At 71.1% G+C, this 13,210-nt stretch carries 13 protein-coding genes; 8 read left to right on the forward strand and 5 right to left on the reverse strand.

Translation table 11 applies throughout. From position 1 onward, the window contains the following. Positions 1 to 543: a hypothetical protein gene (locus OG609_RS17160; RefSeq protein ID WP_327273614.1), complete on the reverse strand. Its 543-nt coding sequence runs from the start codon at positions 541 to 543 to the stop codon at positions 1 to 3. Between the two features lie 179 nt (positions 544 to 722). Here OG609_RS17160 and OG609_RS17165 point away from each other — a divergent pair, with 179 nt between their 5' ends. Further along, positions 723 to 1,418, forward strand: a complete 696-nt coding sequence (locus OG609_RS17165; RefSeq protein ID WP_327273615.1) for a hypothetical protein — start codon at positions 723 to 725, stop codon at positions 1,416 to 1,418. Positions 1,419 to 1,485: 67 nt separating this feature from the next. Here the strand turns inward: OG609_RS17165 and OG609_RS17170 are convergent, their stop codons facing one another. After that, positions 1,486 to 3,870 (reverse strand): serine/threonine-protein kinase, encoded by a 2,385-nt coding sequence (locus OG609_RS17170; protein WP_327273616.1) that lies wholly within the window; start codon positions 3,868 to 3,870, stop codon positions 1,486 to 1,488. A gap of 160 nt (positions 3,871 to 4,030) precedes the next feature. Then, complete coding sequence (locus tag OG609_RS17175) at positions 4,031 to 4,846, reverse strand: VOC family protein (RefSeq protein ID WP_327273617.1); 816 nt, start codon at positions 4,844 to 4,846, stop codon at positions 4,031 to 4,033. Positions 4,847 to 5,205: 359 nt separating this feature from the next. Here OG609_RS17175 and OG609_RS17180 point away from each other — a divergent pair, with 359 nt between their 5' ends. Continuing rightward, on the forward strand, positions 5,206 to 5,853 hold the full coding sequence (locus OG609_RS17180) for a TetR family transcriptional regulator (RefSeq protein ID WP_327273618.1): 648 nt from the start codon (positions 5,206 to 5,208) through the stop codon (positions 5,851 to 5,853). A gap of 208 nt (positions 5,854 to 6,061) precedes the next feature. On the opposite strand, the gene OG609_RS17185 is transcribed toward OG609_RS17180, so the two are convergent. After that, a complete protein-coding gene (locus OG609_RS17185) occupies positions 6,062 to 6,556 on the reverse strand; it encodes a nitroreductase family deazaflavin-dependent oxidoreductase (protein ID WP_327273619.1) in 495 nt (164 codons plus the stop codon). Continuing rightward, positions 6,556 to 7,794 carry an acyl-CoA dehydrogenase family protein gene (locus tag OG609_RS17190; protein WP_327273620.1) on the reverse strand — a complete coding sequence of 413 codons (1,239 nt, stop codon included), beginning with the start codon at positions 7,792 to 7,794 and terminating at the stop codon, positions 6,556 to 6,558. Before OG609_RS17190 ends, OG609_RS17185 begins: the two co-directional genes overlap by 1 nt. A 163-nt stretch (positions 7,795 to 7,957) precedes the next feature. Between OG609_RS17190 and OG609_RS17195 the strand changes: the two genes are divergently transcribed. The 6 genes from OG609_RS17195 (at position 7,958) to OG609_RS17220 (ending at position 13,165) form a co-directional block, all read left to right on the forward strand. Further along, a complete protein-coding gene (locus OG609_RS17195) occupies positions 7,958 to 9,127 on the forward strand; it encodes a thiolase C-terminal domain-containing protein (protein WP_327273621.1) in 1,170 nt (389 codons plus the stop codon). An 80-nt stretch (positions 9,128 to 9,207) separates the two neighbouring features. Next, the gene (locus OG609_RS17200; protein WP_382901096.1) at positions 9,208 to 9,906 is read left to right on the forward strand and encodes a pyridoxine/pyridoxamine 5'-phosphate oxidase; all 699 of its coding nucleotides are present in this window, start codon (positions 9,208 to 9,210) and stop codon (positions 9,904 to 9,906) included. A gap of 115 nt (positions 9,907 to 10,021) precedes the next feature. After that, positions 10,022 to 10,933 (forward strand): zinc metalloprotease HtpX, encoded by a 912-nt coding sequence (htpX, locus tag OG609_RS17205; RefSeq protein WP_327273623.1) that lies wholly within the window; start codon positions 10,022 to 10,024, stop codon positions 10,931 to 10,933. 9 nt (positions 10,934 to 10,942) lie between these two features. Beyond that, the gene (gene pspAB / locus OG609_RS17210; RefSeq protein WP_327273624.1) at positions 10,943 to 11,527 is read left to right on the forward strand and encodes a PspA-associated protein PspAB; all 585 of its coding nucleotides are present in this window, start codon (positions 10,943 to 10,945) and stop codon (positions 11,525 to 11,527) included. Between the two features lie 57 nt (positions 11,528 to 11,584). Further along, complete coding sequence (locus OG609_RS17215; protein WP_327273625.1) at positions 11,585 to 12,172, forward strand: DUF1707 SHOCT-like domain-containing protein; 588 nt, start codon at positions 11,585 to 11,587, stop codon at positions 12,170 to 12,172. Between the two features lie 303 nt (positions 12,173 to 12,475). Then, positions 12,476 to 13,165: a hypothetical protein gene (locus tag OG609_RS17220; RefSeq protein ID WP_327273626.1), complete on the forward strand. Its 690-nt coding sequence runs from the start codon at positions 12,476 to 12,478 to the stop codon at positions 13,163 to 13,165. Positions 13,166 to 13,210 lie beyond the last annotated feature (45 nt).

A 13,210-nucleotide genomic window follows, 5' to 3' on the forward strand; every position in this document is an offset into this window, starting at 1 on the left:
TCAGTAGCTCAGCTCGGCCGCGACCCGGCACTTCTTCACCTGGGAGACCTTGCGCGGGCTGTCCATCCGCACGGAGACGGTCTTGGTCTCGCCACCCTCGACGTCCACGTTCGCCTCACCGGTGTCGACGGTGTTGCCCCGTGCGTCGAGGAAGGTCACATCGACTTCATAGGTGTGCGAGCCGACGGCGTTCGCCGTGAGCCGGACGGTGGAGGTGGTGACGGCCTTGCGCTTGCCCTTGCGGGGCTGGGCGCAGCGGAAGACGTACGCCTGGGGCGCTTCCGAGGCGGTGGCGCTCGGGGTCGGCGTCTCATAACCGGTGTTGCCGGAGGAGCTGCTCGACGAGTCGTAGTCGTTGTCGTCGTAGTTGTTGTTGTCGTGGTAGCTGCCGTTGCTCTTCTTGGAGTTGGAGCATCCGCCGCCGCTGCTGCTCGACCCCTTGCTCTTGCCGCTTCGGCCGCCGTGGCTGGAGGTCGAGAAGCCGGTGAGTGCGAGTACCACCACGACCAGTACCGCGGAAAGCTTTATGTGCTGCCGCATCATCGATGCAGCCCCCCTTGTGTTGTTGTCTGTGCTGGTGCTGCCGAATGTGCTGTTGCTGCCGTCGAACGACCGCGCGACACGCTAGCGCAAGGTGCGGGGGGCAGGGGCCGGGCGTAGCGTCGAGGCCGAGAGCGGTGCTGATCCGTGACGCCGGTCCGCGCACACGCAGGAGGCCGATGATGGTCCGCAACATCCTCGGCTCGGTCCTGGCTCTCGCAGGAGCGGCGGCCGCCGTGCTGAGCCCCTTCCGTGACTGGTACGACGGCCGTCTGGGACGTCATTACCGGATCGACGAGCTGTTCACGGGTCTCACCGACAGCCTGCCCGGAACACTGGGCTCGATCTTCCTGGCCTTTCTCTTCGCCGCCCTGCTGGCGGTGGTCGGAGTGGTGCTGCGGTCGCGTCTGCTGGTGGCGTCCGCAGGTGTGTTGGTGCTCGGGTTCACCGTGCTGTGGATGGTGCGCCAGGGGGAGTCGGTCGGCAGTCTGACCGTCGCGGGCGACGGTTCCGGGCTGCAGTGGGGGGTGGCGAACGCGGTGGGCGGAGGGGTGCTGTTGCTGCTGGGTGCGGTGGTGATGTCGGGGCGGCACGGTGGGCGCCGGCCTGCCCGCGGGGGCCGTGACCAGCCGTATACGGCGCCCGGATCGGAGAATCCGGATACATGGCCGCCCACGCAGGAGCCGGGGCCCTCCGTGCAGACGAGTACGTTGCCTGAGCCCGAGCCGGACCCGTACACGGGGCCCACTACGGCGGCCCGCCGCGATGGCCGGGACGCGGCACCGCACCCGGTAACCGGGCCGGAGGGCCAGGACACGGCGCCGCACCCCGTCGTACCGGACGAGGGGCCCGACTCCCACCGGCCCCCGCGCGCATGACGGACCACGGTCGGCACCATCAAGCCCGTCCGGACATAGCGTCTCGCCGGGCGAGCCCGGCGAGACGCTATGTCCGGGGCCGGTTGCCGGTGCCCGTTCCCTTCAGCGCGTCCAGCGCGTAAACGCAGCGGTCCTTGCTGCACGCGTACACGACACCGCCCCGTGCCACCGGCGAACCCGTGATCTCGCCGCCCGTCGCCAGCTTCCATCGGAGTTGGCCACCCGCCGCGTCCAGGGTGTACAGAACGTGGTCGGCCGAGCCGAAGTGGACCCGGCCGTCGGCGACCACCGGGGCCCCCACCACCTCGCCGCCTGCCGCGAACCGCCACTTCGGGGTGCCGGTGACCGCGTCGAGCGTGTACAGGGCGCTGCCGCTGCCGACATGGACGTTCCCGGCCGTGACCAGGACCGGTTCGATCGACTGGCGGGCCTCCGTGGCGATGCGCCAGCGGTCCTTGCCGGTCGAGGCGTCGATCGCGTACACCGTGCCGAGGTAGTCGGCGAGGTACACGCCGCCGCCGGTGACGGCGGGCCCGGGTGCGAACGCGGGCGGGGAGAGGAAGACCGCGGGCGACTCGAAGTGCCAGCGGACATGACCGGACACGGTGTCGACAGCCAGGACCCGGGCCCCCGCGCTGACGTACACGAAACCGTCCGGCGCCGCGGTCACCCGGACCGGCACACCGCCGCAGGAGGCCGCGTCGCCGATGGGGTACGACCAGCGTTCGATGCCGGTACGGGCGTCGACGGCGCGCAGCCGGGCGTCCTGCCACAGGTAGACCGTGCCGTCGTGGATCGCGGGCCCGGCCTCCGCTGTCTCGAAGTCGGTCTGTACGCCGCTGCTCTCCCACAGCTTCTCTCCCGTGGACGCCTCCCACGCCTGGACGCCGCCGCCCCGGGTGCCGGTGACGACGGTGCCGCGGTCGGCCTTGAGGGAGTACACCCAGGCATCTGTCTGCAGCCGCCATCGCTCGGCGCCGGTCGCCGCGTCCAGGGCGTACAGCGACGGCCCGTCGGAGGCGTGGATACGGCCGTCCTCGACGGCCATCACCCAGGCCACGTCCCGGGTCTTGAACTGGCGCCGCCCGTTGCCGATGTCCAGGGCGTGCACCTCGAACGACGTGACGTAGAGGAGGTCCCCGGCGACGACGGGCGTCCCCCAGACGTCGTTGGACATCCGGAACCGCCAGGGCCGCCAGCGGTCCGGGCCCGGGGGCGCGGTCTCGGGCGCGTGCGCGGGCGCGGGCAGGGGGGCCGGCGCGGCGGGGGCTGTGCCGTTCACCCCGACGGGCGGGCGCACCCAGCCGGTCGCGGGGCCGGCGTCCGCGGTGGCCGTGGCGGTGGCCCGTACGTCCTGGGCGCGCGGGCCGGCGCCGATCGGCACCTTCGCACCGGGCAGCCGCACCGGACCGCCCCCGTCGGGCAGCTGCGCGGACGCGGCGGCCGGGGAGCGCGGATCGACGCCGCTGCGCCAGGCGGTGTCCCGGTCCGCGCCGGGCAGCTGCTGGGGCGGCGGCATGGGGGCCGGAGCGGGCGCGGGAGCCGCGGTCTTGCGGCCTCCGCCGCGGCGCTGCTCGATCATCGCGGTGGCGGAGGTCGGCAGCCATGCCGAAGCCGTACCGCTGTCGTCGCCGCCGGAGGCGAAGAGGTGCGGAGCGAGCTGGGCCTGCAGGTCGGCGGGGGTGGGCCGCAGCCCGGCGTCCATCTGCATGCAGGAATCGATCAGCGGCCGCAGTTCGTCGGGCAGGCCCTCCAGATCGGGGCCCTCGCGCAGCAGCATGAAGACCGTCTCGACGGGGTTGACGCCGTGGAACGGCGCATGGCCGGTGGCGGCGAAGACGAGCGTCGAGCCGAGCGAGAAGACATCGCTGGCGCCCGTGACGCTGCGCGAGTCCCGCGCCTGCTCGGGCGACATGTAGGCGGGCGTGCCGACGGCGACATTCGTCATGGTCAGCCGGGTGTTGGAGACTCCGGACGCGATCCCGAAGTCGATCACCCGCGGGCCGTCCTCGACGACGAGCACGTTCGACGGCTTCATGTCGCGGTGGACGAGCCCCGCACCATGGATCGACTGGAGCGCCTCGGCGATACCGGCGGCCAGCCAGCGCACCGCCTGGACCGGCATGGGCCCGCACTCATTCACTATCTCCTCGAGCGACGGGGCGGGCACATAAGCGGTGGCCAGCCACGGCACGGCGGCCCGCGGGTCGGCGTCCACCACCGCGGCCGTGTAGAAGCCGCTGACCGCCCGGGCTGCCTCCACCTCGCGCGTGAAGCGGACCCGGAACAGCTGGTCCTCGGCGAGCTCCGTACGGACCGTCTTGATCGCCACCCGCCGGCCCGAAGCCGAGCGGGCGAGATAGACCAGCCCCATGCCACCGGCCCCGAGCCGTCCCAGCACCTCGAACGGGCCGATCCGTCTCGGGTCGTGCTGCGTCAGCTGCTCCACCACTTGCCCTGCCACCTCCCCGTACGGGCCTCAGGAACAGAAGCCCGCGAAAACCCGCCCTGTACGGCGTCTCACCACTGGGCACCACCCGGCGGTGCGCACCCCGATTGTTCCTGGCTGAGGCTCTGGTTGCGAACCCGGGGGCGGACCGGGGTGTCACAGCTCACTCTGCCCTCTTCCCGGACACAGGGGGCTGAAGTACGGCGAACACGGCACCCTGATCGTCCTGGAGGACCGCCGTCCTCCCGTACGGGAGGTCGAAGGGCGGCGCGGAGATGCGGCCGCCGAGGCGTACGGCGTGTCCGGCGGCGGAATTGCAGTCCTCGACGGCGAAGTAGCTGAGGAAGTAGCTGGGCATCTCGGCCGGGAAGGCATCGGTGATGACGCTGCGCCCGCCGACCGCGGTGTCCGGTCCGGGTTCCGTACCGGCCGGGGACCACATGCGGAAGTCGACGCCGGACCCGGCTGTACCGGATTCGCCCGCGCCGGAGGCGTCGAGATCGGTGCCCTGGAAGCCGAAGACCTCCTCGTAGAAGGCGTCGACACGGTCCTTCTGCCGGGTGCGGACCTCGGTCCAGCAGAAGGAGCCTGGTTCGTTCTGCTTCTGGAAGCCTTCGCGGTCACCGGCCTGCCAGAGCCCGAAGACCGCTCCGCCGGGATCGGCCGCCTGGGCGAGCACTCCCGCCCCGCCCGCCCGCACGGGGTCGGTGATCACCTGGCCGCCCGCCTCCCTGATACGGGCGACCGTCGCGACGATGTCGTCGGTGGCGAAGTAGATGCCCCAGGCGGTCGGCATCCGGCCGTCCTGCTTGGCGGCGAGTGCGGCGACGAGCTTCCCGTCGCTGAGTGCGTCCGCGTACGGGCCGTCGCCGGCCCGGAAGGTCCAGCCGAACAGCTCACCGTAGAAGCGCTTGCCCGCTTCGAGGTCGGGAAGCTGCACATCCGCCCAGCACGGCGCGGATTGCGCGAATGCGGCCATGGGCCCGGATCCTTCCGTCGCGGTCGGTCGCGGTCGTTCGCGGCTTGTTCGCAGTTGTCCGCGGTCGTTCGCGGCCGTTCGCAGTTCGTGGCAGTGACGCTCGTCACACCCAACGTAGCCGTGGGTGGCGCGTACCGCGCCCCGACCCGTCCCATCGAACTAATTTTCGACAGAGGAGTTCCTCGCCCGCGGCATCACGGAAAGTTATCCACGGAAGTTATCCACAGGCTGTTGATAAGACTTATCTCCCTGTGGGGCGCATCCGTCGATATCCGGCCACTCCCCCCACCCCGCCTGCGGTGCTCCCCATTTGCAGTCGGCCGAATCGCGCTCCGATCCCCCCTCGGTAAGCTGACGGCATGACAGGACAAGTGCGCACCGTCGACGGCCGCGTGGCCGGTCGACGCGGACAGGCAACGCGGCAGAAGCTGCTCGACTGCCTCAGCGAGATGCTCAGTTCCTCGCCGTACCGGGACGTCAAAGTCATCGACGTCGCCCGGAAGGCGGGGACTTCACCCGCGACCTTCTACCAATACTTCCCCGACGTCGAGGGCGCCGTCCTCGAAATCGCCGAAGAGATGGCCAAGGAGGGCGCCGGTTTGACCGAACTGGTCGCAGGCCGCTCCTGGGTCGGCAAGGCCGGCTGGCAGACCGCCGAAGAACTCGTCGAGGGATTCCTCGACTTCTGGCGACATCATGACGCGATCCTGCGTGTGGTCGACCTCGGAGCGGCCGAGGGCGACAAGCGGTTCTACAAGATCCGTATGAAGATCCTGAACTCGGTCACCAACTCCCTTACGGATTCGGTGAAGGAGCTCCAGGCCAGGGGCAAGGTCGACAAGGACGTCAGCGCCGCCGCGATGGCGGGCTCGCTCGTCGCGATGCTGGCCGCGGTCGCCTCGCACCAGAAGGGCTTTACGACCTGGGGCGTGAAGCAGGCCGAACTCAAGCCGAATCTCGCACTGTTGGTGCATCTGGGCATCACCGGCAAGAAGCCGACCAAGTAGCGCCGCACCGGGCCCCTTCCCCACTGGGTACCGCGCGGCAGTTCCGGGCGCCCCAGGTCCTGTCTCACCGACGGCGGACCACGCATGTGGTCCGCCGTCGGTGCACCCGGACCGTTCCACGGATCGCTCCAACGGCCGTTCCCAAGCACGGTTTTCGCACATCACCAACACCCGCGGTCGCCTCGCGCCGCTTCCGCGTCCGGCCTCGTCAGGTCGCGGCGTCACTCCGCCGTTCCAGCCTGAAGAGCCGGATCTCCCGCTCGACCCGCGCCTGATACGCCGCATAGGGCGGCCAGAACTTCAGCGCCGTCCGCCACACCGCATCCCGTTCCGCGCCCTGCAGCAGTGTGGCGCGCACCGGAATGTCCCGGCCCCTCCAGTTGACGACGGCCTTGCCGGGACCGGCCAGCAGATTCGCGGTCCAGGCCGGATGCCCCGTACGGCCGAAATTGCTGCCGACCAGGATCCAGCTCTGCTCCGTCCCGTTCTCCGGCATGCAGGCCAGCGGAGTGGTCCTGAGCTGCCCGCTTCTCGCTCCCGGCACCGTCAGGATCAGCCCCGGCAGCATCCGGGCGCTGAGCAGCACCTTGCCGCGCGTGAGCCGGTGCACCGTACGGTCCATGGCGGGGATGACATGCGGGGCGATCCTCGCGAACGTGCGGGTCGAGGACACCTTCTGGACCAGCCGGACGCCGAGTGCCATCAGACCGCCACCTGCTCGGCCGATCCCGGGGCGGCGAATGCCGAGGACGCGGACGGCTGCCCGTTCGACGGTCCGAACAGTCCGGCCTGCTGCGCCGCATGGTCGCGGAGCCGGTGGACGGGGCCGAAGAGCAGTTCGTCGGCAGCGGCCCGCTTGAAGTACAGATGCGCCTCGTGTTCCCAGGTGAAGCCGATCCCGCCGTGCAGCTGGACGGCCTCGGCCGTGGTGATCCGCAGCGCCTCCAGGGCCTGGGCGAGTGCGAGGCCCCCGGCCGCCGGGTCCCAGGCCGCGTAGTACGCGGCGGAACGAGCCGCCTGCACCCGTACGTACAGATCCGCGAGGCGGTGCTTCACGGCCTGGAAGGAGCCGATCGCCCGGCCGAACTGTTCGCGCGTCTTCACGTATTCGACGGTCCGATCCAGTGCGCTCGCCGCCGCCCCCACCGCCTCCGCGGCGAGCAGTACGGCGACCCCGCGTCCTGCCGGGGCGAGCGCGTCGATGACGTCCACGGTGTCGTCCGCGCCGAGGAGTTCGGCCTCGGTGTCACGGAGTTCGATGCGGGCCAACGGGCGGGTCTCGTCCAGCGAGGTCCGGCGGGCGCGGACGATTCCGGCCGCCGTGTCCGGGCGGACCAGGAAGAGGAGCGTACGACTGCGCGGGAAGCCGCCGGTGTGGGCGGCCACCAGGAGGAGTCCCGCGCTGTGCCCGTCGAGGACCTGGGCGGCCTCCCCGTACAACCGCCAGCCCTCCGCGCCGCCGACCGGCCTGGCCTGTATTCCGCCCGCCCGGCCGCCACCCGCCCAGGCGCCGCCGGTGGGGTCACCGGTGAGGCCGAGTGCGGTGGCGAGCGAGCCGCCGGGGACGGCCAGGGTCGCGGTCAGTTGGCCGGCGGCGATGCGCGGCAGCAGGGCGGTGCGCTGGGCCTCGGTGCCGAGGGCGGCGATCAGGGGCGCGGCGAGTGCGGCGGTGGCGATCAGGGGCGACGGCAGCAGGGCGCGACCGGTCTCCTCACAGGCGACGGCGAGCTCGGCCAGGCCGCAGCCGACACCTCCGTACTCCTGGGGGAGGGCGAGCCCGGGCAGCCCGAGGTCCTGGGCGAGCTGTCGCCACAGGGTCTCGTCGTACCCGTCGGCGGTCCGTACGGCACTCCTGACGTCGTCGGGTCCACTGCGTTTGGCCAGCAGTTCGCGCAGGGTGCGGCGGATCTCGTCCTGTTCCGCGGTGAAGGCGGCATCCATCGTCGGGCTCCTTCCCCTCAGGGGCCTTCGGCCTCTGATCTGACGGCCCGTCATGCTAGGGGTGAATCTACGAGATTCCCAGAGTCGCGCACCGGGAGGGGCCGGGGAGATCCCGTCCCACCGGGCGGTCCGCGCACCCACTATCTGATGTACCGTCAGATCCATGCCTTCTTCCCACCGCAAGGTCGCTGTCGTCGGCATATCCCTCGCCGACTGCGGGCGCATCGACGAGGCCACGCCGTACGCACTGCACGCCCAGGCCGCCCGCCGGGCACTGGCCGATTCGGGCCTGGACCGGTCCGTCGTCGACGGTTTCGCCTCCGCCGGACTCGGCACGCTCGCCCCGGTCGAGGTCGCCGAGTATCTGGGGCTGAAACCCATCTGGGTGGACTCCACCGCGGTCGGCGGCTCGACCTGGGAGGTGATGGCGGCCCATGCGGCGGACGCCATCGCGGCGGGTCACGCCAATGCCGTTCTGCTGGTGTACGGATCGACGGCACGCGCGGACATCAAGGCGGGCCGCCGGACGTCCAACCTCTCCTTCGGGGCGCGCGGCCCGCTCCAGTTCGAGGTGCCGTACGGGCACTCACTGATCGCCAAGTACGCAATGGCCGCCCGCCGCCATATGCACGAGTACGGGACGACCCTGGAGCAGCTCGCCGAGGTGGCGGTCCAGGCGCGGGCGAACGCGGCGGCCAACCCGGACGCGATGTTCCGTGACCCGATCACGGTGGCCGACGTGATGTCGGGGCCGGTGATCGCGGACCCGTTCACCAAGCTGCACTGCTGCATCCGCAGCGACGGCGGCTGCGCGGTACTGCTGGCCGCCGAGGAGTACGTACCGGACACGGCGAAGGAGCCGGTGTGGATCCTCGGTACGGGTGAGCACGTCTCGCACTCCACCATGTCCGAGTGGGACGACTTCACGGTCTCCCCCGCGGCGGTCTCGGGCCGCCTGGCGTTCGAACGGGCGGGGGTGCGGCCCGCGGACATCGATCTCGCCGAGATCTATGACGCGTTCACCTATATGACGCTGGTGACGCTGGAGGACCTGGGGTTCTGTGCGAAGGGGGAGGGCGGCGCGTTCGTGGAGAAGGGCCGGACCGGTCTGACGGGCGAGCTGCCGGTCAACACGGACGGGGGCGGCCTGTCCGCCTGCCACCCCGGGATGCGCGGACTGTTCCTGCTGGTGGAGGCGGTACGGCAGCTGCGCGGCGAGGCGGGTGGGCGCCAGGTGCGCAGGGCGGGCGGACGGCTGCCGGAGCTGGCGGTGGCATCGGGGACGGGCGGCTGGTTCTGCTCGTCGGGGACGGTGGTGCTGGGGCGGGGGTGAGGGCCGACGACCACGCCGGCCGGCGACACCGGAGCCACCGGGCTTCCGTAGCGGGCAGCGGTGCCCTGCGCGAGGGCGCCATGCGCTGCAATGGGGCCATGAGCGACGTACAGAAGACCGACGCACAGCAGAGCTTCCTGGACCTGCTCCACGCCCAGCGGGTCTGGGACGTGGACCTTCCCGCCTTCGACCCGGACACCGCGCCCTCCGCCCCGCTCCCCCTCTTCCACGCCTGGTTCGCCGAGGCCGTGGCCGCCGGGCAGGCCGAGCCGCACACGATGTCGCTGGCCACCGTCGACGCCGAGGGCCGGCCCGATGTGCGGACGCTGATGCTGCACGACGCGGACGAGCGCGGCTGGCACTTCGCCACGCACCGCACCAGCACGAAGGGCCGACAGCTCGCCGCCCACCCGCACGCGGCGCTCGGCTTCTACTGGCCGGTGCAGGGGCGACAGGTGCGGGTGCGGGGACCGGTCACCGAGACGAGCCGGGCGGAGAGCCTGGCCGATCTGCACGCCCGCTCGACCGGGGCACTTGCAGCGGCGCTGACCGGGTCGCAGAGCGAGGTGCTGGACTCGCGGGAGGAACTGGCCCGGACCGCCGACGCCGCCTGGGAACGGGCGTCGGCCGAGCCGGACGCGGAGGTAGCCGGCTGGACGCGTTACGTGGTCGAGCCCCGGGAGGTCGAGTTCTTCCAGGGCGACGCGGGGCGCCGACACGTACGGCTGCGCTACCGCCGGGACGGTGCGCACTGGACGCGGGAACTGCTCTGGCCGTAGGGACAGCGCCCGCGGGCCGCCCGGCCCGGAGGCGGGGCGCTCACGGTCCGCAGATTTATTCGGATTCAACCGTAAAGGGGCACTATGGGAGAGAAGATGAGGAGTGGAGGCACCGATGAGCCGAACCCGTTCCCGTTACGCCCCCGACCGCGGGCTGACCACGCGCATGGTGACCACCATGTTCCTGATCGGTCTGCTGTACGTGGTGCTGGTCGGCGTGCTGCTCGCGGTGCTGCGCGGCGCCTGGCCGATCATTCTGATCTTCACCGGCGGCCTCTTCATCGCCCAGTTCTGGTTCAGCGACCGCATCGCGGCCTTCAGTATGGGCGCCCGGGAGGTCACCCCCGAGCAGGCGCCGGAGCTGCACGGCACCGTCGACCGCATCTGCGCCCTGGCCGACATGCCCAAGCCCCGGGTGGCGATCGCCCAGAGCGATGTGCCGAACGCCTTCGCCACCGGCCGGAGCGAGAAGACCGCCCTGGTATGCGCCACCACCGGACTGCTGCGCAGACTGGAGCCGGAGGAGCTGGAGGGCGTACTCGCGCACGAGATGTCGCACGTCGCGCACCGCGATGTCGCCGTCATGACGATCGCCTCGTTCCTCGGTGTGCTCGCCGGCATCGTCACCCGCGTCGCCCTGTGGGGCGGCCTCTCCCGCAACAGCAGGGCCAATGACCCCGTCGGCATCGCGGTCATGCTCATCCCGCTGGTCAGCGCCGTCGTGTACGCCCTGAGCTTCCTGCTCACCCGGCTGCTCTCGCGCTACCGCGAGCTCTCCGCCGACCGCACCGCCGCCCTGCTCACCGGCCGCCCCTCGGCGCTCGCCTCCGCCCTCACGAAGGTGAGCGGCCAGATGGCCCGCATCCCGACCGAGGACCTGCGGAAGGCGGAGCCGTACAACGCCTTCTACTTCGTTCCCGCGTTCTCCTCCAAGGAGAGCCTGAGCCGGCTGCTCTCCTCCCACCCGACCCTTGAGCAGCGCCTGGACCAGCTGGCCCGTATCTCCGCCGACCTCGCCCGCCCGTAAGGAACGTTCATGGGTCTCCTCGACACCATCCTGGGCCGCACCAAACCGGTCCGCCCCGACCTCGACCAGCTCTTCGCCGTGCCCTCCGCCGCCCTCACCCTCCAGGCCGGCGCGGGGTTCGCCCCCACCGGCCTCGGCTCGGTCTGCTTCGCGGGCGTCGAGGGCGGCACCTTCGCCCGCATCCAGCAGGACGTACGCGAACTGCTCGACGCCGACACCGACCGGGGCGGCATTCCGGTGGAGTTCAGCCAGGACACGTACGGCTACACCTGGCTGCTCGCCCGGCAGTCGGCCGAGGACACGGCCGCCCTGGTCAACGACCTGCACGCGGTGAACACGCTGCTCCAGGACGGCGGCTTCGGGCCACAGCTGCTCTGCTCCCTGATCGGCTTCCGGGATGCGCGGGACCGTCCGCTGGCCCTGGTCTATCTCTACAAGCGCGGCACGTTCTATCCGTTCGCCCCGGTGCCGGGCGGCGCCGAGAAGCGCGACAACCAGCTGGAGTTGCAGGTCCGGGCGGTGCTCGGGGACGACCTCCGGATGGAGAAGGATCTGGCCCGGTGGTTCCCGGTGTGGGGGGCGCCGGGGCTGTGACGCGGGGAGGGCCGATGGCAGGGGCCCGGCGTCGCACCCGCCCGTATCATCGCTTCCATGACTGCTGAGCCCTCCCGTTCCGCCGACCGTATGCGCGCTTCGGATGCCGATCGCGAGGCGGTGGTCGAGCAGTTGCGGGAGGCGGCGGCCGAGGGCCGCATCGACATGGACGAGCTGGACACCCGGCTCGGGCTGGCACTGTCCGCCAAGACCTACGCCGAACTGGCGCCCCTCACCGAGGATCTGGTCCCCATCGAGGTGGCGACGGGTGAGCCGCTGGTCCTCAAGGGCGGCATGCACGGCGTGACGCGCTCGGGCGTCTGGAAGGTCCCCCCGGTGATACGCGCCCAGGGCGGCATCGGCGGCGTCCGGATCGACTTCACCCGCGCCGAGTGCCGACTGCGCGAGATCGCGCTGGAAGTGCGCGGAGAGATGGCCGGGGTGAAGATCGTGATCCCGGAGGGCTGGACCGTGCACACCGGCAACCTGGATCACGGCCTCGGCGGCCTGAAGGACAGGACCACGGACGAGAGGACGCCCGGCGCCCCGCTCCTCCGGCTGACGGGCTCCTGCGGCATGGGTGGTGTGGTCGTCCGCCACCCGAACTTCCGCGAACGCCGCAAGCTGCGCAGCATCGAGTCCTGAGTCGCATCGACTCGCGCCGGGCCCCGCTTCCCAAGCCGTCGCCTTTCGAGCATACGAACGCGGATCAACTGAGACCGACCGGCAAATGGGGGGTGGGTGAAGGAGCGGGGCTAGGTGCGTGCAGCTGCAAGGCGGAGGAAGGAGTCGACGCGGAGCGTTGGTGACTGACGAAACGCGGCAGACGCGCGTGCCCAGCCCCGCGACGCCGCCCCCACTTGCCGGTCGGTCTGAGTACGCGTACCTACTCCTTGCCGGGTGATCGCACCCATCCACCGCGCTCCGCAGTTGGCATACCGTCCCCGTATGCCCGAGGAGAACGTACCCACCGACGCCACCCCCGCCCCGACCGAGTCCAGGTCCCCCTCTTCCGTCCTCGGGGCCCTCGGATGCGGCTGCGCCGCGTTCGTCGTCGTACTCGTTCTCGTTCTGGTCGCCGTGCTCGTTGGGGCCTCATCGGGGTCGACGGACCTTCCCCGCGTCACGCCCGAGGACATGGCCGGCCGCGCCTTCCAGCGTTCCCAGGAGGCGTACGACCTCGTGGGGTTCAAACGCACCGTGGAACCAGGAGTCGAGGACGTCGGCGTCAGCACGGAGAACACGTTCAGCTCCGACTACTGCTACGACGGGGGCCTGCTGGGGCTGGAGGACAAGACCGTCGACGGCGCCTACCAGATGAGCCACAGCTGGGCGCTGGACCACGTGCCCGCGAGCCAGGCTGTCTCCGGCCTCCGCCGACTGCACCGGCACCTCAAGGACAACGGCTGGGAGGTCACGTCCTACCGTGAGGGCGCGAAGGGCAAGGACTGGGACCTGTTCGTCCAGCGGGACGACGGGGCCGAGCGGATGTCCTTCACCTGGTACCCGGACCGGGAGTACTTCACCGGCGGCGCCACCGTGCCCTGCGCCTACGACCCCGGATGGAAGAGCGGCGACGTCAGCCCCGCCGGCGACCAACAGAAGCCACCCACCCTCGGGCCGGCACAGCGGGACTAGGGCGCGTTCGCGCGTTCGCGCGTTCCAGAAGTGGATCTCGATGTG

The organism is Streptomyces sp. NBC_01224, from assembly GCF_036002945.1.
In the GTDB taxonomy this organism is placed as follows: Bacteria; Actinomycetota; Actinomycetes; order Streptomycetales; family Streptomycetaceae; genus Streptomyces.